Raw genomic sequence first — 20,517 nt, forward strand, 5'->3', positions numbered from 1 at the left:
CCGGCCCCGACAATGGCGCCATGAGCGATCCCCTGCTGCGCCTTCTCGAGGTCGAGATGCCCTATGGCAAGTACAAGGGCACCCTCATCGCCGACCTGCCCGGCAACTACCTGACCTGGTTCGCCCGCGAGGGCTTCCCGCGGGGCGAACTGGGGCAGTTGCTCGCGCTGATGCACGAGCTGGACCACAACGGGATGCGGCAGCTGCTGGCACCGCTGCGCTCCCAGGGGCGCTGAGCGCAGGGCGCCGCGCTGCCGTCAGCTGCCCGACGCCACGTGCGCGTCGGGGAAGAAGTAGTCCTTCACCGACGCGGGCTTGTTGCGGATCACGCCGACCCGGTGCAGGAAGCTCGCCAGCCCGAACGTGTTCTGCGGCGTGATCTTGAACTGCACCTCGGGGTTGCGGATCACGCGCAGCAGCAGGTCGCGGTCGATCTTGGCGTTGGTCACGCGGATGTAGGTGTCGGCGGCCTTCTCCGGATTGGCCGTGATCCACTGCGCGGCCTCCTGCAACGCGTCGAGGAAGGCCTTGTAGGTCTTCGGGTTCTCGCTGCGGAACTTCTCCGTCGCGTAGAGCACCGTGGCCGAGGCCGGCCCGCCCAGCACGTCGTACGAGTTGAGCACGATGCGTGCGTTCGGGTTGCCCGCAAGCGACTGTTCCTGGAACGGCGGATTGCCGAAATGCGCCGTGACCTCGGTCCCGCCCTTGACGATCGCGGCCGTGGCCTCCGGATGCGGCAGCGCCACCTGCAGGCGGTCGAGCCGGTTGTACTGCGCGTCCCCCCACAGCCTGGCCGAGGCGTACTGCAGCACCCGCGACTGCACCGACACGCCCACGGCGGGCAGGGCGATGCGGTCCTTGTCGCCGAAGTCGGCGATGGTCTTGACCGCCGGGTTGTTGGTGACCAGGTAGTACGGGAAGTTGCCGAGCGAGGCGACTCCCCGCACGTTCTGCCGGCCGTGGGTGCGGTCCCAGATCGTCAGCAGCGGCCCGACGCCGGCGGCGGCCATGTCGATCGAGCCGGAGAGCAGCGCATCGTTGACCGACGCGCCGCCGGACAGCTTGATGTACTCGACGTTGATGTCGACGCCGGCCGCCTTGCCGTGCTTTTCCACCAGCTTCTGGTCCTGCGCGACGTTCAGCAGCAGGTAGACCACGCCGAACTGCTCGGCGATGCGCAACTGGCCTTCGGCGCGGGCGGCCGGCAGCAGTGCGGCGAGTGACGCGACCAGCAGCAGGCCGCGGGCGAGGGAACGGGGGAGCTTCATCGTGCGATCCTGTGCTTCAGAAGCCGGGGATGACGGCGCCCTTGAACTCGGTCTGCACGTACTGGCGGATCGCCTCCGACTGGTACGCCTTGACCAGCTTGGCCACCCACGGCTTGTCCTTGTCCTGCTCGCGCACGGCGATCAGGTTCACGTAGGGGCTCTTGGCGCTCTCCTGGGCGATGGCGTCGCGGCCGGGATTCAGGCCGGCGGGGATGGCGTAGTTGGTGTTGACCGCCGCGGCGTCCAGGTCGTCCAGCGTGCGCGGCAGCTGGGCGGCATCCACCTCGACGAACCGCAGCTTCTTCGGGTTCTCCACCACGTCCAGCGGGGTGGCCTTCAGCCCGGCATCGGCACGCAGGCGGATCAGGCCCTTGTCCTGCAGGACCAGCAGCACGCGGCCGCCGTTGGTGGGGTCGTTCGGGATGCCCACCCGTGCCCCTTCCTTCAGGTCGGCCAGCGACCGAACCTTCTTCGAATACAGGCCGATCGGGAAGTTGACGGTGTAGCCGACCGGCACGATGCGGTAGGCGCGGTCCTTGACCTGCTGGTCCAGGTAGGGCTTGTGCTGGTAGCTGTTGGCGTCCAGGTCGCCCGCGGCCAGGGCAGCGTTCGGCTGGATGTAGTCGCTGAACTCGACGATCTGGATCTTCAGACCGTCCTTCTCCGCGATCTTCTTCACCTGCTCGAAGATCTGGGCGTGCGGGCCCGCGGTCACGCCGATCTTGATCGGACGATCCTGGGCCAGGGCGGCGCCGCCCCAGGCCAGCAGCAGGGCCGCCCCGGCGGCTTTCATCAGGTTTCTCTTGGTCATGGCTTTCTCTTTCTTGTGGAGGGAAGGGGATTCGTCACTTGTGCGAGAGCCGGCGCACCGCCCAGTCGCCGGCGCTCTGCACGGCCTGCACGAACAGCACCAGCACGAGCACCACGGCCAGCATCACTTCCGGCAGGAAGCGCTGGTAGCCGTAGCGGATGCCCAGGTCGCCCAGGCCGCCGCCGCCGATGGCGCCGGCCATCGCGGAGTAGCCGGTGAGGCTGACGAGGGTGATGGTCAGGCCGCCCACGATGCCGGGCAATGCCTCGGGCAGCAGCACCCGGAAGACGATCTGGCGGGTGCTGGCGCCCATCGCGAGCGCCGCCTCCACCAGGCCGTGGTCGACCTCGCGCAGCGAGGCTTCCACCAGGCGCGCGATGAAGGGCGCCGCCGCCACCGTCAGCGGCACCACGGCGGCCGCGGTGCCGATGGAGGAGCCCGCCAGCAGGCGGGTGAACGGGATGATGGCAACCAGCAGGATGATGAAGGGCGTCGAGCGCACCGCGTTCACCAGGCCGCCCAGGAGGCGGTTGGCGGCCCGGTTCTCGAGGACGCCGCCGCGGTCGGACAGGCGCAGGTAGACGCCCAACGGGATGCCCACCAGCGCGCCGAGGAAGCCCGAGGCGCCCACCATCACCAGCGTCTCCCAGCCCGAGGTGACGAACAGCTCCAGCAAGGCGGGCGTGAAGCGGTCAAGCATGGGGCAGCTCCTGCACGCGCACCCCGGCGTCCCGCAGCGCGGCCGTGGCGGCGGCCAGCTGCTCCCGCGCGCCGCGGGCCAGCACCGCCAGCGAGCCGAAGGGGCGGCCCTGCACCTCGTCCACCTGTCCATGCAGGATGTTCAGGTCGAGGCCGAAGCGGCGGATCACGTCCGACAGCAGCGGCCGCCCGAGGTCGTCGCCCGCGAACGCCAGGCGCAGGAGCTGGGCCGGGCCGTCGTCGGCCGCCATCAGCGCCCGCACCCGCGCCACCACGCTCTCGGGCAGCTGCTGCGGGACCACGTCCTCGATCAGGCTGCGGGTGATGGCCTGCCGCGGGTGCGTGAAGAGGTCGAGCACGGCACCCTGTTCCACCACCTGGCCGGCGTCGAGCACGGCGACCCGGTCGGCGATCTGCTTGATCACCTGCATCTGGTGCGTGATCAGGACGATGGTCAGCCCGAAGTCGCGCCGGATCTGCTGCAGCAGCGCGAGGATCGAGCGGGTGGTCTCCGGATCGAGCGCTGAGGTCGCCTCGTCGGACAGCAGCACCTTGGGCCGGTTGGCCAGCGCCCGGGCGATGCCCACGCGCTGCTTCTGCCCGCCGCTGATCTGCGCCGGGTAGCGATCGGCCAGCTCGGACAGGCCGACCAATGCCAGCAGGTCGTCGACGCGCCGGCGGATCTCGCCCGACGGCACGCCGGCCAGCTCGAGCGGCAGCGCGACATTGCCGCGCACCGTGCGCGAGGACAGCAGGTTGAAGTGCTGGAAGACCACGCCGATCTGGCGCCGGGCCTCGCGCAGCTCGCGCCCCGCCAGCGCGGTCAGGTCGCGCCCGGCCACGAGCACCCGCCCGGCCGTCGGCCGGTTCAGCAGGTTGATGGTGCGCACCAGCGAGCTCTTGCCGGCGCCGCTCTTGCCGATGACCCCGAACACCTCGCCGGGCGCGATGGCGAGATCGATGCCCCGCAGCGCCTGCACGGCGCCGTAGGACTGGACGATGCCTTGCAGTTCGATCATCCGCGCACCATTCCCCAGCGGCGCACCGTCACGCGCTCGAGCGTCTGGAACACCAGGCCCTCGACCGCCAGGCCGATGGCGATCACCAGGGCCAGGCCCGCGAACACGCGGTCGGTGTACAGCTCGTTGCGGTTCTGGAAGATGTACCAGCCCAGCCCGCCCTTGCCGGACGAGGCTCCGAACACCAGTTCGGCCGCGATCAGCGTCCGCCACGCGAACGCCCAGCCGATCTTCAGGCCCGACACGATGGCGGGCAGCGCCGCCGGCACCAGGATCTGCAGCACGTAGCGCAGCCCGCCCAGGCCGTAGTTGCGGCCGGCCATGCGCAAGGTCTCCGGCACGGCCTGGAACCCGGCGTGCGTGTTGAGCGCCAGCGGCCAGAGCACCGAGTGCACCAGCACGAAGACCAGGCTGCCGCGGCCCAGACCGAACCACAGCAGCGCGAGCGGCAGCAGCGCGATGGCGGGGAGCGGATTGAACATGGCCGTCAGCGTGGCCAGCAGGTCGCGCCCCAGCCGCGTCGAGACGGCGGCCGCGGTGAGCACGAACGCCGCCAGCACGCCGGCCGCGTAGCCTTGCAGCAGCACGACGAGGCTGATGCGGGTCTTCTCGACCAGTTCGCCGCTGGCCAGGCCTTCCACCAGGGCGCGCGCCGTCTGCGCAAAGGTCGGCAGCAGCAGGTCGTTGTCCTGCCAGCGCGCCGCGAGTTCCCACACCCCCGCCAGCACCAGCAGCAGGAGTGCGCGGCGCAGCCAGGCCTGCTGCCACAGCCGGGTGGTCCAGGGCAGCGGGCGCTCGGCCTCCCGTGGCGGCAACGGCGCGAGCGCGACTTCGTACTCGGGGCGCACCGCGAGCGTCCAGGTGGTCATGCGGTTCTCCTTTGCGGGCCGGCGGCCTGCGGCGCCTGGTCGTCGAACAGCAGGCCATGGATGCGGCGCGTGGCGGCCTGGAAGGCCGCTCCTTCGCTGTCCAGGCCGAAGTCGTGGCTGTTGATCTCGGCGCGCATGCGCCCGGGATGCGGCGAGAGCACGCCGATGCGCGTGCCGACCACCAGGGCCTCCTCGATCGAATGCGTGACGAACACCAGCGTGAAGCGCGCCTCGTCCCACAGGGCGAGCAGCTCCTCCTGCATGCGCCGGCGGGTGAGGGCATCGAGCGCGGCGAACGGCTCGTCCATGAGCAGGACCCGCGGCTGCATCGCGAGTGCCCGGGCGATCGCCACGCGCTGCTTCATGCCGCCGGACAGCTGGTGTGGGTGGACGTCGCCGAAACGTGCGAGCCCCACCTTGGCCAGCCAGTGGTCGGCGCGCTCCAGCGCTTCGCGGCGGCCCGCGGTGCGCGAGGCCAGCAGCGGGAACGCGACGTTCTCGCGCACGGTCTTCCAGGGCGGCAGCTGGTCGAATTCCTGGAACACGACGATGCGGTCGGGGCCCGGGCCCCGCACGGCCTGGCCATCCAGGCGGATCTCGCCCTCGACCGGCGCGAGGAAGCCGGCGATGGCCTTGAGCAGGGTGGACTTGCCGCAGCCGGACGCGCCCAGCAGGACGAAGCGCTCGCCTGTGTGCACGTCGAAGCTGACGCGGTGCGTGGCGCGCACCACGTGGCGCGGCGTGCGGTACTCCAGGCTGACGCCGTCCACGCGCAGCAGCGGCGCGGACGACAGCTCGGGCTTGATGGGGGTCACGATGGCCATGTCGGCGTCCTCAGCTGCCCGGCTGGGCATGCGCTTCCTCGAAGAAGTAGTCCTTCCAGGAGGCGGCCCGGTTCTTCAGGACGCCCAGCTTGTGCAGCTCCTCGGCGTAGACCTGGGTGCGGTAGGGCGAGGCGGTGAAGTCGTTCTCCGGGTCCTCGACGATGCGGCGGACGAAGTCGCGCGGCAGCCTGGACTTCTGCACGCGGATGAAGATGTCCGCTGCGCGGGCCTTGTCGGCCTTGACGATCTGCGCGGCCTCCAGCAGCGCCGCGTAGAAGGCCTTGTACGTCTTCGGGTTCTCGTCGTGGAACTTCTGCGTCGTGTACAGGACGTTGAAGGTGGCCGGCCCGCCCAGGACGTCGTAGGAGCTGAGGATCTTGCGCACGTTGCGGTTCTCCAGCGCCTGGTAGTAGAACGGCGCGCTGGAGAAGTGCGTGGTGATCTCCGAGCCGCCGGCCAGCAGCGCCGCCGTCGCTTCCGGATGCGGCAGGCTGACCGAGATCGTGTCGAAGCGCTTGTAGTCGTCGCGGCCGAACAGGCGGGCCGTCTCGATCTGCAGCGTGCGCGACTGGAACCCGGTGCCGGCGGCCGGCACGGCGATGCGGTCCTTCTCGCCCAGGTCCTGGAGCGTCCTCACCTTCGGGTTGTTGGTGAGCAGGTAGTTGGGCAGCGACCCCAGCGACGCGATCGCCTTCACGTTCTGCCGGCCGCGGGTGCGGTCCCACAGGGTCAGCATCGGCGGCACGCCCGCCGAGACCACGTCGAGCGAGCCGGCCAGCAGGGCCTCGTTCATGGCGGTCGCGCCGGAGATCTGGCTCCACTCGACCTGCACGTCCAGGCCCTGCGCCTTGCCGTGCTTCTCGATCAGCTTCTGGTCCTGGACCACGTCCAGCAGCAGGTAGCCGATGCCGAACTGCTGGGCGATGCTGATCCTGCCTTCGGCATGGGCCGCGGCGGCAAGGCCGAGCGCGAGGGCGGCGGCGAGGAGGCGTGTGGTGATGGTCATGGTCCTGTTCAGAAAGGCACGTCGCCTTCGATCGTGGTGCGGTGGAGCCTGCGGCGCAGGTGGTCGGGCGTGCCCGCCGCCAGGTGCAGCACCGAGCGGTTGTCCCAGAACACCATGTCGTGCGGCTGCCACTGGTGGCGGTAGACGAACTCGGCGCGCGTGCTGTGCGCGAACAGCTCGTCGAGCAGGGCGCGGCTCTCGTCGGCGGGCAGGCCGACGATGCGCGTCGTGAAGTGCTCGCTGACGAACAGCGCCTTGCGACCGGTCTCGGGATGCGTGCGCACCACCGGATGGACCACCGGCCGCACCTCGTCGATCTGCGCCTGCGTCAGCCGGGGCCGCCAGGGGCTGCGCGCGCGCAGTTCCTCGTAGCGCGCCAGGTAGGTGTGCTCGGCCGAGAGGCCCTCGAGGCGGTTCTTCAGCGCCACGGGCAGCGCGGTGTAGGCGGCGTGCTGGTTCGCGAACAGGGTGTCGCCGCCTTCGGCGGGCAGCTCCTGGGCAAGGAGCAGGGAGCCGAGGCTGGGCTTTTCCTTGTACGACAGGTCGGAGTGCCAGAAGTGGCCGGCGTCCCCCAGTCCGATCGGGCGTCCGTTCTCCTTGATGTTGGAGACCACCAGGACTTCCGGATGGCCGGGCAGCTGGAAGTCCTTCAGCACGTGGATCTGCAGCGGGCCGAAGCGGCGGCTGAACGCCACCTGCTGTGCGGGGGTGATGCGCTGCTCGCGGAACACCAGCACGTGGTGCTGCAGGTGGGCGCGGCGGATCTCCTCGAAGTCCTGCGGCGCCAGGGGCTCGCCCAGGTCCAGGCCCAGGACCTCGGCCCCCAGGGTGTGGTGCAGCGGGCGGATCCTCAGCCGCTGCGCGGTGGTCTCGACCAGGCTCATGGCGTCGTCCTCAGATGGCGATGTGGAAGGGTGAGTGGCTGGGGCGCGCCAGCAGCGACTGCAGGAGCGCGAAGCCCAGCGTCCATTCGCCGTGGCCGGACTCCACGTTGATGTGGCCTGCCCCGGGCAGCCGCACGAACTCGCTGCCCCAGGCGCGCGCATAGGCGCCGGCGAGCCGGGAGGGGCAGTAGGGGTCGTTGGTGCTCGCCACCACGATGCTGCGGTAGGGCAGCCGTTCGTGCGGCACGGGGGCGAAGTCGTTGAGCAGCGCGCGTCGCTCGGGGTCGGCCGGCGCCACGAGCAGGGCCGCCCGCACCCGTCGCGCCGCCTCCGGCGGCAGGTGCACCGCCGCGATGCAGCCCAGGCTGTGGGCGACGATCACCACCGGCTGCGGCGCTTCCATGACGTAGCGGGCGATCGTCCCCACCCAGGCGGCGCGCGTGGGATGGACCCAGTCGTCCTGCACGACCCGCAGCGCCCCGGGCAGCTGCTCGGCCCACAGCGTCTGCCAGTGGCCGGCGCCGGAATCGCGCCAGCCCGGCACGATCAGCGGCAGCGCCCCGGGGCCCTGCGCCGACCCGGCCGGCCATGCCGTGCCGCCGTCGAAATCGGCGGGCCGGTGGTGCGAAGCGTCCGTCGCGTGGGATGTGGCCTGGCTGTGCATCGGCGCGATTCTGCGCAGCGCCCCATCGATTCCCAACGAACATCTTTTCGCAAACATATGGGCATGAGCTCATGGTGCAGAAGCTCAGAACCGGATCGTCCGAAGGGTCCAGCCAACGACTGGTTGGAACGACATCGCCATCCGTTCGTTCCGTCGCCTCCCGTGCCTGCCGACAATGCAGCTCTCGCCTGGCACGCGCTCGCGTCCGCGCGTCGATGCGGCGCGCGGATGGCGGCGCACCGACCCACTGCGCGGGGTCGGCGTCGACACGGTTGTCTCCTTGCCCCTCGGGGCACTTCACCCCGCCGGTGTCCACCGGCGGGGTTCTTTTCCGCAGCCCGTGGCGCCGGGCGTGTTGCACGGGCACGCGTGCCAGCCTGTCCCGCCGGCCCGTGCCCCGGGCCTGTTGTTCAGGCCTGTTCCTCGCCCAGCAGCTCCAGCAGGTGCGCCACGAAGTCGTCGTGCGCGGGCAGGGCGGCGGGCAGGAGCAGACCCGCTGGCGTGCCGGTGGCACCGCTGCCGACATGGACCACGCCGCCGGGTGCCTGCGCGCCCCTGTCGATGCCCAGGGGCAGGCTGGCGGGCACCATCACCCACTCGCCCGCCTCGCACAGCAGGCCCAGCCAGCCGGTGTCCAGCCCGAGGTAGAAGACCGCCGTGCCTTCCACGACGTGGTGCAGGTGCTCGCCCTGGGCCGGCAGTCTGGCCGGCGGAAGGTGGCGCGCCGGCTCGTGCGGGGCGGATCGTTCCGCCGCTGGGGCGCCGCGGCCGAGCGCGACGCCCAGCCGCTGCAGCTGCTGACGCACGCGGTCGTCGCACACCAGCGTCTCGCCCCAGCGGCCGCGCCGGTCGAAGTGCACCAGCGCCGTCATGCGCAGTGCTCCGGCAGCGGCGTGGCCCGACGGGCGCTGGCGCGAGGCTGGTCGTGGTCGTGGCCTTCGCAGGGCGTCGACCAGGCCCGACCGGCGCGCGGCTGCAAGGCGGGATCCGGGCACAGGCCCGCCGCGGAGGCGGGAAGGGACAGCGACCAGTGCCGGGCCGTCAGCGACAGCAATCGCTCGACCTGGCGTCGGTGCGCCGTGGGTGTGGGCCTGGGTCTCGGCGTGGGTATGGGTGTGGGTGTGGGTGTGGCAGCCATGGCATGTCCTTTCGCGGCGATCCGGGCAGGCGGACGGCGTCGAGGCGACACCGCCGCGAACAGTGCCGGCGTGCCTCGCGCCGGCCACCCCGGCAGGTGTCCGGCGCTCCACGCGGGGCCGGCGAGCCGCCGGCAGGCGCCGGGATCGTTCGTCGCCGATTCTGGGTGCCGGCAGCGCGCAGGGGAACGACCGAGTGGTCATGTGCATATCGGCATCTGCAAATGCCTTCCGCGCACCGGAGCCCCCATGGCGCGCAGGGCCGCGGCCCCGGTGGTAAGGTCGCCCGCCCCGGGCCTGCTCCGGATTCCGGCCGCGTTCGGCGGCGCACCACGATCCTCTCTCCGATGACCTCTCCCCGGCTCCAGCCGGAGCAAGGCCCTGCACAGGCCGGCGCCGCTCCGCTCGTTCCCTCCACCTCCGACGATGCCCGTCTGCTGCGTGCCGTGCTCGCCCTCGGCGTGGGAGGCTTCTCGATCGGCACCGGCGAGTTCGTGATCATGGGGTTGCTGCCGGAGGTGGCGCGCGACGTCGGCGTCAGCATCCCGCAGGCAGGACACGTCATCAGCGCCTATGCGCTGGGCGTGGTGGTGGGCGCGCCGGCCCTCGCGGTGCTGGCGGCCGGGCTGGGACGGCGCACGCTGCTCATCGCGCTCATGGTGGCCTATGCCGTGGCGAACATCGGTTCGGCGCTCGCGCCGGGCTATGTCTCGCTCAACCTGCTGCGCTTCATCAGCGGACTGCCGCATGGCACGTACTTCGGCGTGGCCGCGCTCGTGGCTGCCTCGCTCGCGCCGCCGAACCGGCGTGCCCGCGCGGTCGGCCTGGTGATGCTGGGCCTGACGGGCGCGACCCTCGTCGGGGTGCCCATCGCCTCCAGCCTGGGCCAGCACTTCGGCTGGCGCGCGGCGTTCGTCTTCGTCGGCGCCATCGCGGCGCTGGCGGTGGTGCTGGTGCGCCGGGGCGTGCCGGCGATGCCGGCGGCGCCGGGCGCCGGCCCCTGGCGCGAACTGCAGGCGCTGCGCAACCAGCACGTGTGGCTCACGCTGGCCACCGGCGCGATCGGCTTCGGCGGCATGTTCGCCGTCTTCAGCTACATCAAGCCGACCCTGACCGAGGTCGCCGGCCTCCCGCTCGCGCAGGTGCCGCTGGTGCTCGCGCTGTTCGGCGGCGGCATGGTGGCCGGCAACCTGGTCGGCTCGCGCCTGGCGGACCGCTCGGTGATGGGGACCGTCGGCGGCGTGCTGCTCTGGTCGGCCCTGGTGCTCGCCAGCTTCGTGTTCGCGGCGCGGCACGTGCCGACCGCCGCGGCCGCCACCTTCCTGCTCGGCACCGTCGTGGCCCTCGGGCCTGCGCTGCAGATCCGGCTGATGGATGTGGCCGGCGAAGCGCAGACGCTCGCCGCGGCGTTGAACCACTCGGCCTTCAACGCGGCCAACGCGCTGGGCGCCTGGCTCGGCGGGGTGGCCATCAGCGCCGGCCTGGGCTGGACCTCGACCGGCTGGGTGGGCGCCCTGCTGGCCCTGGCCGGCCTGGCCGTGTTCGGCGTCGCGCTGCGCGCCGGCCGCCGCACCGTTCTGGCCGGGTAACCGCCCCGCCAGCCGCCGCAGGCGCGGTGGACTGGACGCCGGTGCCATCACCGGAACCCCTGAAAACGAGCTCATCAAGAGTGTTACCGACTCGATCAGTTCTTGATCTGGGCAGTTTTCTCCTGTAACATGGCGTTACTGACGCGCGGCACTTGCGGTGCGGCGCACAAGGCGGCTGCCGCGCGCACCCCGAGCCCGCGCAATGCCCCGGTGGCGCCTTGCGGGCGCTGCGGGCAACGTGCCTGGGTCGAGCGCGCGGCCCGGATGACGGGCACCGGGCGGCGCACCAGGTCCGGCAGTCGGCCCCGGAACAACGGAATGGATGAAGTTCGGCATGAGCGGCGAGGCATTGAAGCGGGAGATCGAGGCCATGGCCTCGCTGGCGGGCATCGTCGGCTGCGCACTGGTCGAGATGGAAGGCGGCCTGCCCTGGTGCAGCGCCGGCGGCGATGACACGGTGCCCATGGCCGAAGCGGCCACCGACTACTGGCGCCTGACCCTGCGCCACCACCATCTCTTCGCGCGGCTGGGCGACCTCACCGTGCAGGTGCTGATCCATTCGTGCGGCCGGATCACGACCGTCGCCTGTCCCAAGCAATTGCTGCTGGTCACCATCTCGGCCGAGCCCGACAAGGTGGACTGGACGCGCTGGAAGGAAGGCGTGGGGCGGCTGCATGCAGCCGTCCGCGCAACCTGAGTGCCCGGACCGCCGGTCACGACAACTGAACACCACCAAGGACTCGCCGCATGGCAACCATCAAGCAGACTCTCGAAGACCTCATGACCATCGACGGCGCCCTGTGCGCCGCCGTGGTCGACAGCTCCAGCGGCATGATGCTGGGATCGATCGGCTCGGGCGTCGACCTGGAAGTCGCGGCCGCAGGCAACACCGAGGTGGTGCGCTCCAAGCTCAAGACGATGCGCGCGCTCGGGCTGCAGGACGTGATCGAGGACATCCTCATCACCCTGGGCAAGCAGTACCACATCATCCGTCCGTCGGTTCGCAAGGAAGGCGTGTTCATCTACTACGTGCTGGACAAGCAGCGCTCCAACCTGGCCATGGCCCGCCGCAAGACGCAGGACGTGGACAAGGACATGATGTTCTGAGCGACGCGCACCGCGTCCACCACCACACCCAGACCGCCATGCCATCGTCGGCCGTCTACGTCTGCGACGTGGCGCAGGAGGTGCTCGGGCGCGATCCCGAGGCCCTGAGGGCATCGCTCCTGGCGCTGCAGGCCGCCTCGGCCGAGCGGAACCGCCAGTGCGGCGTGCGCGGGCTGCTTGCCTGCGGATCGGGCTTCCTGGTCGAGTGGCTCGAAGGCGAACAGGCCGGCATCCGGCAGGCCCTGGACGCGATCCGGGCCGATCCGCTGCGCCGGAACGTCCAGCTGCTCTGGGCCGGGGCGACGCCCGCCTTGCTGGGCGCCGGGTCGACCACCGTGCTGTCGCGTGCCGAGGCCGAGGCGGACACCGGCAGCCAGGCCCTGGTGCAGCGCCTGCGCGCCGGGCCGTTGCCCGCCGAAGGGCCTGCCGGCGTTCCCGCCGCCATCCTGCGGCTGCTGGCCGAACCGGCCGCCGGCAGCACCGCCCAGACCATCGGGCTCTTCGGCCAGACGGGTGTCTGGCCGGCCGGCCTGCTGTCGCACCTGGAAGCCAGGTGGCGGACCGCCGCCCACCGCACCCGCCTGCTCGGGCCGCAGGGGCTCGAGCGCGAAGCGTTCATCGAGCATCTGGACCACGTCGACCCGGAGTTCGGCCCGCTCACGCTCATCCACCATTCGCCCGGCCTGCAGGCCGCTGCGTGGATGCAGGGCAGCATCCGGCCGCTGACCGTGGCCACGCTGTTCTTCAGCGGCACCACGGAACAGGCCGTGCTCGACTTCGCCGGCAGCGTGCTGCGGCAACTGGGCGAGGCCACCCACCGCGAGGTCCCGCTGCTCGGGCTGCTCGGCCGGGCGGCGGCGCCTTTCGCCCCCGCCCTGCAGGCGCTGTTCGACGGCGCGGGGCGCGCGGCCAGCCTGGTGCCCGTGCCGCTGGCCGACAGCGCCGCGGTCTGGTCGGAGATCGGCCACCGCCTGGAGCGGCGCTCGACATCGCAGCCCCCGCCGGCTGCGGCACCGGCTGTGGTGGCTGCTGCGGGCCGCACCGCGCCCGGCGCCGGCCAGGTCGGCGGGGACGTGACGTCCGCTGCAGGAGCGACCGCGGCGACGCGGCCGACCGGGACAGCGCCGGCGCCCGCGACCGCGCGAACGGCGATGGCGTTGCCGGCAACGGCGCCCACCGCGCCCGACCCGGCGCCGCAGCAGCATCCGGCGCGACAGTCGGTGGCCTGGGTGCAGCACCTGCTCACCCTCGAAGGGGTCGCCGCCGCCGGGCTGTGGTGCCTGGAGCGCCATGCACCGCTGGCCTTCCACCCGCGCGCATCCGGCAACGCCCGCGCCCTCGCCGGCGAGTTCGAAACCTGGTGCGCGGCGCCGGTGCCGGAGGGGGCCGCCGATCTGCTGGTCCGCTGGCAGAACAGGCTGTCGCTGCTGCACCGGCACGAGGGTGCCGCGGCCCTGGTTTTCCTGGCCACCCAGGAGGGCTACTGCAACGAGCCCTGGCTGCGCCTGCAGCTGCGCGCCTGCCTGGACGAGCTGGAAGCGGCCGGCTGGAGCTGAGTCGGCCCGTCGCGGCCGCTGCTGGCAGTGGGCGCCGGGCTGCGCCGGCGGTGCAGGCGCCTGCCGCCGGGACGTCGAGCACCGCGCCTACAGCAGCCCCGCCTCGGCTTTGGCATCTTGTGCGCAAGATGCACCTCGCCGGCTCGCGAGACCGGCTCGACCCATGAGCTTCGGCCCCCTGTTCACGCTGCGCACGCGCAGCCGCAAGACCCGTCCGGAATCGGCCGGTGACCCCTGGCCGGCCACCGGCGGGTGGAACGAGCGCCGCGCCAGGAGCCCGGCGGAGCCTGGCCCCGCCACACCGCGCCGCCGCGCGAGCGACAAGGCGCCCCGCGACCCCGGCGCCCGATGAACGCACCCGCTCCCGCCGAGCTGGCCCTGACCGACGCGCTGCTGGTGCTCGGCCGCTGGCTGCGGCAGACGGGCTACCACTTCACCACCGCCACCCCGGCGACCCATGCCCGCGTGCTGGCGCGCGACCCCGGGCGGCCGGCGCGCGACCTGCGCGACGTGTTCGGCTGGAGCCGGCCGTTCCCCGACGGGCTGTTGCCGGACGCGGCGATGGCCGCGTTGCGCCGCGGCGGCCTCCTGGACAGCAGCCGGGACGGGCTGCAACGCAGCCGCGTGCGCTTCTCGTCGCTGGGCGGCCAGCTGTTCGCGCATTCGGCCTATCCCACCACGGACGAGGACGCCGTCTTCTTCGGCCCGGACACCTGCCGCTTCGCCGACCTGATCCGCGCCGAGCTGGAGCGCCAGCCGCTGCGGCCGGCCGCACGCGTCCTCGACCTGGGGTGTGGCGGCGGCCCCGGTGGGCTGCTGGCGGCCCGGCAGTCGCGCGAGGGCGGCACCCGGCTCGTGCTGGCCGACATCAATCCGCGCGCGCTGCGGTTCGCAGCGGCCAACGCCGCGCTGGCCGGCATCGAGGACGTGGCGCTCGTGCACAGCGACCTGTTCTCCGCGGTCGACGGCACCTTCGACCTCATCGTGTCCAACCCGCCGTACCTCAACGATGCGGCCCAGCGGACCTACCGCCACGGCGGTGGCGACTGGGGCGAGGGCCTGTCCGAGCGGATCGCGGCCGACGGCATCGACCGGCTCGCGCCCGGCGGCCGGCTGGTGCTCTACACCGGCGCGGCCATCGTGGACGGGCGTGATCCCCTGGCGGAAGGCCTGGCGCCGCTGCTGCAGGCGCGCGGGTGGCCCTGGCACTACCGGGAACTCGATCCCGACGTGTTCGGCGAGGAGCTGGACGAGCCGGCCTACGCGCGCGCGGAGCGGATCGCCGCGGTCGCCCTGGTGGTGCAACGACCCGGGCCATGAGGATCCTGGGGATCGGCGAGACCAACGATCTCGCGGCGATGTACCACGGCTTCGTGCGCCGGGGCCACGCGGTGCGCGTGTTCGTCGCCGACCCCGCCTGCGCGGACGTCTTCGCCGGGATGCTCGACTTCTGCGACGACTGGGAACGCGAACTCGGCTGGGTGCGCGAGGCGGGCGAGGACGGGCTGGTGCTGTTCGAATCGGCCACCCGCGGTGAACTGCAGGACCGGCTGCGCCGCGAGGGCTTCCAGGTGATCGGCGGCAGCGCGCTGGGCGACCGCCTGGAGGCCGATCGCGAGTTCGGCCAGCAGGTGCTGCGCGACGCCGGCCTGAAGACGGCCGCCAGCCACCGGTTCACCGACTACGCCGCGGCCACGCGCTTCCTGCGCGAACATCCGGGCCGCTACGTGCTGAAGTTCAACGGGGCCGACGGTGCCCGCACGCGCAACTTCGTCTCGGAGATGGAGGATGGCTGCGATGTGCTCGCGCTGCTGTCGCTCTACGCCGCGCGCGCGGCCGCGGGCGAAGCCGTCGACTTCGTGCTGATGCAGCACGTCGAGGGCGTCGAGGTGGGCGTCGGCGCGTACTTCAACGGCCGCGAGTTCCTGCAGCCGGCCTGCATCGACTTCGAGCACAAGCGCTTCTTCCCGGGCGAGCTGGGCGAGCTCACGGGCGAGATGGGCACGATCGTCAGCTACCGGGGTGCCACGCGGCTGTTCGAAGCGGCACTGGCCCCGGTGGCGCCGCTGCTGCGCGAGGGCGGCTACGTGGGCTACATCAACGTCAACCTGATCGCCAACGCCGACGGCCTGTGGCCGCTGGAGTTCACCAGCCGCTTCGGCTATCCGGGCTTTGCCATCTGCGAGGCCCTGCACGAGGAGCCGTGGGAAGCGATCTTCCGGCGCATGCTGCGGCGCGATGGCCTGGCGATCGCCACGCGCCGGGACTTCGCCTGCGGCATCGTGCTGAGCGTTCCGCCCTTCCCGTACCGCCACGGCTACGAGGCGCTGTCCAAGGGCGCCCCGATCTGCCTGCGCGACAGCCTCGGGGCATCGGACCGCGAGCACCTGCACTTCGCCGAGGTGGCCCGGCTGGACGGCCAGCTGGTGACGAGCGGTGCGACCGGCTACGTGGGCGTGGCCACGGGTGTCGGCGCCACGGTCGAGAGCGCCAACGCCGAGGCGCTGAGGATCGCCCGCGGCGTGGTCGTGCCGAACCTGCGCTACCGACGCGACATCGGCGAGCGGGTGGCGCGCGGCGACCTGGTGCGCCTGCAGAGCCTGGGCTGGTACGACAGCCCGCTGTCGCTGCGCATGCACCTGCATCCTGCAATGGCGTAGGCGCACGGCCGACGGCAGTGCGCGGCCGTTCCCGATAACAGCCGCGCAGCACGGGGAGCACAGTCGCCACAACACCACAAGAAGCGCGACACCATGCACATCGGACGCCAGGAATGGCAGCAGCTCGAAGCCAGGACGGCGCCCAAGGCCCAGCTGTGCGCCACGGACACCGGGCCCTTCGCGGCCCTCTACCGGCGGCTGGACGTCGCCACGCCGGACGCGGCCACGCGCGCGGAAGCGGCCGCGTTCCTGGAGGCCGAGATTGCCGCGCTCGACCCCGCCGCGGCCGAGCTGCCCGAGTCGCCGGCCCACCTGCTCGAGTGGATGGAGAGCGAGACCCAGTCGGTGCACACGCGCTACGCGGCCTACCTCGCGGAGCGCCGCAGCGGCGCGCCCCGGCGCTACTTCTCCAACCGGGCCCATGCGCTGTTCGTGCTGCGCTCGATCGCCCCGACCAAGCTGGTCGACGGCGCGTGGCTGTACGGCCTGATGGCCCACTGGCGCAATCCGCGCCTGTCGGACCTGGTGCGCACCTACGTCGAGGAACTCGGCGAAGGTGCCATCGACAAGAACCACGTGGTGCTGTACCGCAGCCTGCTGGCCCGCTATGCGCTCGACCCGCTGGACGGCCTGGACGACGCGCTGTACCGCCAGGGGCTGATCCAGCTGGCGCTGGGCTGGAACGCAGAACGCTTCCTGCCCGAGGTCGTGGGTTTCAACCTCGGGTACGAACAGCTCCCGCTGCACCTGCTGATCACGGCCTACGAACTGAACGAACTGGGGCTCGATCCGTACTACTTCACGCTGCACGTCACGGTCGACAACCCCGACACCGGGCACGCACGGCGGGCGTGCCAGGCCGCCCTGGACATGCTGCCGCGCCTGGACGACGGCGGCGAGTTCTGGCGGCGGCTGCGGCTGGGCAGCCAGCTGGGCAACGTCGGCCTGGGCACGACGGCGGTGATCGAGGGCTTCGACATCGACCAGGAGGTGGTGCGCATCCTGCGGCACAAGGCCCGGGCCGGCAGCGGCGCGCACTCGGACTACTGCCGGGTTGCCGGGCGCAGCGTGAACGACTGGCTCTCGTCGGCGGACGACCTGCCCGGCTTCCTGGCGGCGCTGGAGGGCGCCGGCTGGATCCGGCGCGGGCAGCCGGCCGAGCAAAGCCGGTTCTGGAACCTGCTGCAGGGCGAGCGGGCGGAGATGTTCGGCGTGTTCTCCAGCTACGAACTGCAGGTGATCCACGACTGGATCCGCGGCGACGCCAGCACCGACGGCCGGCCCTTCACCGAGGTCGCCCCGGCCGGCCCCGCCCGGCGCCGGCCCACGTTCCGCGCCGCGGTCCGCAACGGCCTGGTGGCCAGCGTCGGCGAGACGGCGGACGACCTGGATCCGGATCTCGCCCTGCTGCGGCAGCGCCTGGAGGGCGCAGGCGACGAGGAGCGGCAGGCCGTGCTGGTCGAGGCGATGTCGCCGGCACAGCACTGGACGCCGGCCGGGCTGGAAGCCACGCGCCTGTTCTGGCAGGCCGGCACGCGCTAGCGCGGCGCTCGCGTCGCACGCCGCGGTCGGCCGGGTCGGGGCCCGGTCGCCATCACCCGCCGGTCGCGCGTCCCGACCTCCGCCATCGCTTCAGATCGAGCGGCGCACCAGCATGTCGCGGATCTTGCCGATGGCGGTGACCGGGCTCAGGCCCTTGGGACAGACGTCGGCGCAGTTCATGATGGTGCGGCAGCGGAACAGCCGGTACGGGTCTTCCAGGTTGTCCAGCCGCTCGCTGGTTGCCTGGTCGCGGCTGTCGGCGATGAAGCGGTACGCCCACAGCAGTCCGGCCGGACCGACGAACTTGTCGGGGTTCCACCAGAAGCTCGGGCAGCTGGAGGAGCAGCAGGCGCACAGGATGCATTCGTACAGACCGTTGAGCTCCTCGCGCTCCTCCAGGTTCTGCAGCCGTTCCCGATCGGGCGGCACCCGCTCGTCTTGCACCCAGGGCTTGATCGAGTGGTACTGCTTGAAGAAGTCGGTCATGTCCACGATCAGGTCGCGGACCACGGGCAGGCCCGGCAGGGGCTTCAGCACGATCGGGTCCTGCAGCGTTCGCATGTTGGTCAGGCAGGCCAGGCCGTTCTTGCCGTTGATGTTCATCGCGTCGGAGCCGCACACGCCTTCGCGGCAGGAGCGGCGGAACGAGAGGGTCGGGTCGTCGGCCTTGAGCTTCATCAGCGCATCCAGCAGCATGCGCTCGTTGCCCTCCAGCCGCGCGTGCACCGTTCGCAGCGCGGGACGCGCGTCGCGGTCCGGGTCGTAGCGGTAGATCTGGAAGGTTCGGGTTTCCATGTGCGTTCCTCAGTGCGGCACGGGCATGCCGCGGTCATCGTTCGGATTGACGTCCCGGCCGGTGCCGAGCACCCGCAAGGTCTGCGGGTCCAGGCGTGGCGGCACCTCGAACGTGTGGTGCGGCGCCGGGGAGGGAACCTCCCATTCCAGGCCTTCGGCTCCGCGGCCGTCGGGGTCGTTCCAGGGCCGCTGCGGCGCCGGCTCGCCGTGCCCACGCATCACCGGCAGCACGACGGCCAGGAGGAAGTAGACCTGGGCCAGGCCGAAGCCGAAGGCACCGATGGTCGAGACCGCGTTGAAGTCGGCGAACTGGGCCGCGTAGTCCGCGTACCGCCGCGGCATCCCGGCCAGGCCGAGGAAGTGCATCGTGAAGAACGCCAGGTTGAAGCTGACGAGCGACCACCAGAAGTGGATCTGGCCGCGCCGCTCGCTGTACAGCACGCCCGTCCACTTGGGCGACCAGTAGTAGAAGCCGGCGAACATGGCGAACAGCGAGCCGGCCACCAGCACGTAGTGGAAGTGGGCCACCACGTAGTAGGTGTCCTGCAGCACCAGGTCGATCGGGGCCACCGCCAGGATCAGCCCGGTGAAGCCGCCGATCGTGAAGACGAAGATGAAGCCGACGGCGAACAGCATCGGCGTCTCCATCGTGAGCGAGCCGCGCCACATGGTCGCGATCCAGTTGAAGATCTTCACCGACGTCGGCACCGCGATGAGCATCGTGGTGTACATGAAGAACAGCTGCCCGGTCACCGGCATGCCGGTGGTGAACATGTGGTGCGCCCACACGATGAACGACAGCACCGCGATGGCCGCGACCGCATACACCATGGACGTGTAGCCGAACAGCTGCTTGCGCGAGAACGCGGGCACGACCTGGCTGATGATGCCGAAGGCCGGCAGGATCATGATGTAGACCTCGGGGTGGCCGAAGAACCAGAAGATGTGCTGGTACAGCACCGGGTCGCCGCCGCCGGCCGCGTTGAAGAAGGTGGTGCCGAAGTGCCGGTCGGTCAGCGTCATGGTGATCGCGCCGGCCAGCACGGGCATCACGGCGATCAGCAGGTACGCCGTGACCAGCCAGGTCCAGCAGAACATCGGCATCTTCATCAGCGTCATGCCGGGCGCGCGCATGTTGAGCACCGTGACGATGATGTTGATCGAGCCCATGATCGAGCTGGCGCCCATGATGTGCATCGCGAAGATGCCGGCGTCCATCGACGGGCCCATCTGCAGCGTCAGCGGCTGGTACAGGGTCCAGCCGGTGGCGGGCGCGCCGCCGGGCATGAAGAACGAGCCCACCAGGATCAGCGCGGCGGGCACGAGCAGCCAGAAGCTGAAGTTGTTCAACCGCGCGAATGCCATGTCGCTGGCGCCGATCTGCAGCGGGATCATCCAGTTCGCGAAGCCGACGAAGGCCGGCATGATGGCGCCGAACACCATGATCAGCCCGTGCATGGTGACGAACTGGTTGAACAGCTCCGGGTTCACCAGCTGCAGGCCGGGCTGGAACAGCTCGGCGCGGATCAGCAGCGCGAGCACGCCGCCCACCAGGAACATCGTGAACGAGAACAGCAGGTAAAGCGTTCCGATGTCCTTGTGGTTGGTGGCGTAGACCCAGCGGCGCCATCCCGGCGGGGCATCGTGGTGATGGCCGCTGTCGGGGGCAGCGGCGGGGTGCTCGATCACGGCGCTCATGGCGGCCTCCTCGGGGAATGGGGGCGGGCGGCAAGGCACGTGCCACCAGCGCGACCGCGCCCTCAGCGCCGCAGGGCCAGCAGCACGCATGGCGCGAGCGGCAGCAGGCACACCACGCACACCGGCACGATCAGCGCATACCACCACGGCCCCAGTCCCACGCCGGCCAGCACCAGCAGCGCAAGCAGCAGGCAGGCGGCGGCGACCGCGCACAGCATGCGCGGCGTGGGCGGGCGGGGCGGGACGGGCAGGCGGATCGGGCGCATGGCGTGCTGCTGGAACGTCCGGCCGCGATGGCAAGGCGCATGCCGGCCGCCTGGCCGGCAGCCGATGCGGCCGTTTCCTCGCAGCGAATCGACAAGAGGCTCCTACAAACCGCCGAGCTTGCGC

21 protein-coding genes are annotated in these 20,517 nt (G+C 71.4%); 8 read left to right on the top strand and 13 right to left on the bottom strand.

Annotated elements, in window-relative coordinates:
- Window positions 1-20 precede the first annotated feature (20 nt).
- Window positions 21-236: a DUF3820 family protein gene (locus tag VFE82_RS05195; protein ID WP_324999178.1), complete on the top strand. Its 216-nt coding sequence runs from the start codon at window positions 21-23 to the stop codon at window positions 234-236.
- A 21-nt stretch (window positions 237-257) separates the two neighbouring features.
- Here VFE82_RS05195 and VFE82_RS05200 read toward each other — a convergent pair whose 3' ends face one another.
- The 10 genes from VFE82_RS05200 to VFE82_RS05245 all read right to left on the bottom strand — a co-directional run bounded on the left by VFE82_RS05200 (window position 258) and on the right by VFE82_RS05245 (window position 8,916).
- Window positions 258-1,268, bottom strand: coding sequence for an ABC transporter substrate-binding protein (locus VFE82_RS05200; protein ID WP_324999179.1), 1,011 nt, complete (start codon window positions 1,266-1,268; stop codon window positions 258-260).
- Window positions 1,269-1,284: 16 nt separating this feature from the next.
- Complete coding sequence (locus tag VFE82_RS05205) at window positions 1,285-2,079, bottom strand: MetQ/NlpA family ABC transporter substrate-binding protein (RefSeq protein ID WP_324999180.1); 795 nt, start codon at window positions 2,077-2,079, stop codon at window positions 1,285-1,287.
- Window positions 2,080-2,113: 34 nt separating this feature from the next.
- Entirely contained in the window at window positions 2,114-2,779 is a 666-nt protein-coding gene (locus VFE82_RS05210) for a methionine ABC transporter permease (RefSeq protein ID WP_324999181.1), read from the bottom strand.
- A complete protein-coding gene (locus VFE82_RS05215) occupies window positions 2,772-3,797 on the bottom strand; it encodes a methionine ABC transporter ATP-binding protein (protein ID WP_324999182.1) in 1,026 nt (341 codons plus the stop codon). Before VFE82_RS05215 ends, VFE82_RS05210 begins: the two co-directional genes overlap by 8 nt.
- Window positions 3,794-4,666, bottom strand: a complete 873-nt coding sequence (locus VFE82_RS05220) for an ABC transporter permease (protein ID WP_324999183.1) — start codon at window positions 4,664-4,666, stop codon at window positions 3,794-3,796. Before VFE82_RS05220 ends, VFE82_RS05215 begins: the two co-directional genes overlap by 4 nt.
- Window positions 4,663-5,490 carry an ABC transporter ATP-binding protein gene (locus tag VFE82_RS05225; protein ID WP_324999184.1) on the bottom strand — a complete coding sequence of 276 codons (828 nt, stop codon included), beginning with the start codon at window positions 5,488-5,490 and terminating at the stop codon, window positions 4,663-4,665. Before VFE82_RS05225 ends, VFE82_RS05220 begins: the two co-directional genes overlap by 4 nt.
- A 10-nt stretch (window positions 5,491-5,500) precedes the next feature.
- On the bottom strand, window positions 5,501-6,496 hold the full coding sequence (locus tag VFE82_RS05230) for an ABC transporter substrate-binding protein (RefSeq protein ID WP_324999185.1): 996 nt from the start codon (window positions 6,494-6,496) through the stop codon (window positions 5,501-5,503).
- Window positions 6,497-6,504: 8 nt separating this feature from the next.
- Window positions 6,505-7,380, bottom strand: coding sequence for a TauD/TfdA family dioxygenase (locus tag VFE82_RS05235; protein ID WP_324999186.1), 876 nt, complete (start codon window positions 7,378-7,380; stop codon window positions 6,505-6,507).
- 10 nt (window positions 7,381-7,390) lie between these two features.
- The gene (locus VFE82_RS05240; RefSeq protein WP_324999187.1) at window positions 7,391-8,044 is read right to left on the bottom strand and encodes an RBBP9/YdeN family alpha/beta hydrolase; all 654 of its coding nucleotides are present in this window, start codon (window positions 8,042-8,044) and stop codon (window positions 7,391-7,393) included.
- Window positions 8,045-8,454: 410 nt separating this feature from the next.
- Window positions 8,455-8,916: a hypothetical protein gene (locus VFE82_RS05245; RefSeq protein WP_324999188.1), complete on the bottom strand. Its 462-nt coding sequence runs from the start codon at window positions 8,914-8,916 to the stop codon at window positions 8,455-8,457.
- 611 nt (window positions 8,917-9,527) lie between these two features.
- On the opposite strand from VFE82_RS05245, the gene VFE82_RS05250 reads away from it, so the two are divergent.
- The 7 genes from VFE82_RS05250 to VFE82_RS05280 all read left to right on the top strand — a co-directional run bounded on the left by VFE82_RS05250 (window position 9,528) and on the right by VFE82_RS05280 (window position 17,634).
- Window positions 9,528-10,769, top strand: coding sequence for an MFS transporter (locus tag VFE82_RS05250; protein ID WP_324999189.1), 1,242 nt, complete (start codon window positions 9,528-9,530; stop codon window positions 10,767-10,769).
- Between the two features lie 322 nt (window positions 10,770-11,091).
- Window positions 11,092-11,466 carry a hypothetical protein gene (locus VFE82_RS05255; protein ID WP_324999190.1) on the top strand — a complete coding sequence of 125 codons (375 nt, stop codon included), beginning with the start codon at window positions 11,092-11,094 and terminating at the stop codon, window positions 11,464-11,466.
- Window positions 11,467-11,516: 50 nt separating this feature from the next.
- On the top strand, window positions 11,517-11,876 hold the full coding sequence (locus VFE82_RS05260) for a hypothetical protein (RefSeq protein ID WP_324999191.1): 360 nt from the start codon (window positions 11,517-11,519) through the stop codon (window positions 11,874-11,876).
- A gap of 38 nt (window positions 11,877-11,914) precedes the next feature.
- Complete coding sequence (locus VFE82_RS05265) at window positions 11,915-13,432, top strand: BLUF domain-containing protein (RefSeq protein WP_324999192.1); 1,518 nt, start codon at window positions 11,915-11,917, stop codon at window positions 13,430-13,432.
- Window positions 13,433-13,780: 348 nt separating this feature from the next.
- A complete protein-coding gene (locus tag VFE82_RS05270) occupies window positions 13,781-14,752 on the top strand; it encodes a methyltransferase (RefSeq protein WP_324999193.1) in 972 nt (323 codons plus the stop codon).
- Window positions 14,749-16,092 (top strand): phosphoribosylamine--glycine ligase, encoded by a 1,344-nt coding sequence (locus tag VFE82_RS05275; RefSeq protein ID WP_324999194.1) that lies wholly within the window; start codon window positions 14,749-14,751, stop codon window positions 16,090-16,092. The genes VFE82_RS05270 and VFE82_RS05275 overlap by 4 nt, the downstream gene beginning before the upstream one ends.
- A 93-nt stretch (window positions 16,093-16,185) precedes the next feature.
- Window positions 16,186-17,634 (top strand): iron-containing redox enzyme family protein, encoded by a 1,449-nt coding sequence (locus VFE82_RS05280; protein ID WP_324999195.1) that lies wholly within the window; start codon window positions 16,186-16,188, stop codon window positions 17,632-17,634.
- Between the two features lie 90 nt (window positions 17,635-17,724).
- Here VFE82_RS05280 and VFE82_RS05285 read toward each other — a convergent pair whose 3' ends face one another.
- From VFE82_RS05285 to VFE82_RS05295, 3 genes are all read right to left on the bottom strand, one after another.
- Window positions 17,725-18,429 carry a succinate dehydrogenase iron-sulfur subunit gene (locus tag VFE82_RS05285; protein ID WP_324999196.1) on the bottom strand — a complete coding sequence of 235 codons (705 nt, stop codon included), beginning with the start codon at window positions 18,427-18,429 and terminating at the stop codon, window positions 17,725-17,727.
- A gap of 9 nt (window positions 18,430-18,438) precedes the next feature.
- On the bottom strand, window positions 18,439-20,127 hold the full coding sequence (ctaD, locus tag VFE82_RS05290) for a cytochrome c oxidase subunit I (RefSeq protein WP_324999197.1): 1,689 nt from the start codon (window positions 20,125-20,127) through the stop codon (window positions 18,439-18,441).
- 62 nt (window positions 20,128-20,189) lie between these two features.
- The gene (locus tag VFE82_RS05295) at window positions 20,190-20,393 is read right to left on the bottom strand and encodes a hypothetical protein (protein WP_324999198.1); all 204 of its coding nucleotides are present in this window, start codon (window positions 20,391-20,393) and stop codon (window positions 20,190-20,192) included.
- Window positions 20,394-20,517: the final 124 nt, after the last annotated feature.

It is taken from the genome of Ramlibacter sp., from assembly GCF_035655895.1.
Classification (GTDB): Bacteria; Pseudomonadota; Gammaproteobacteria; order Burkholderiales; family Burkholderiaceae_C; genus Ramlibacter.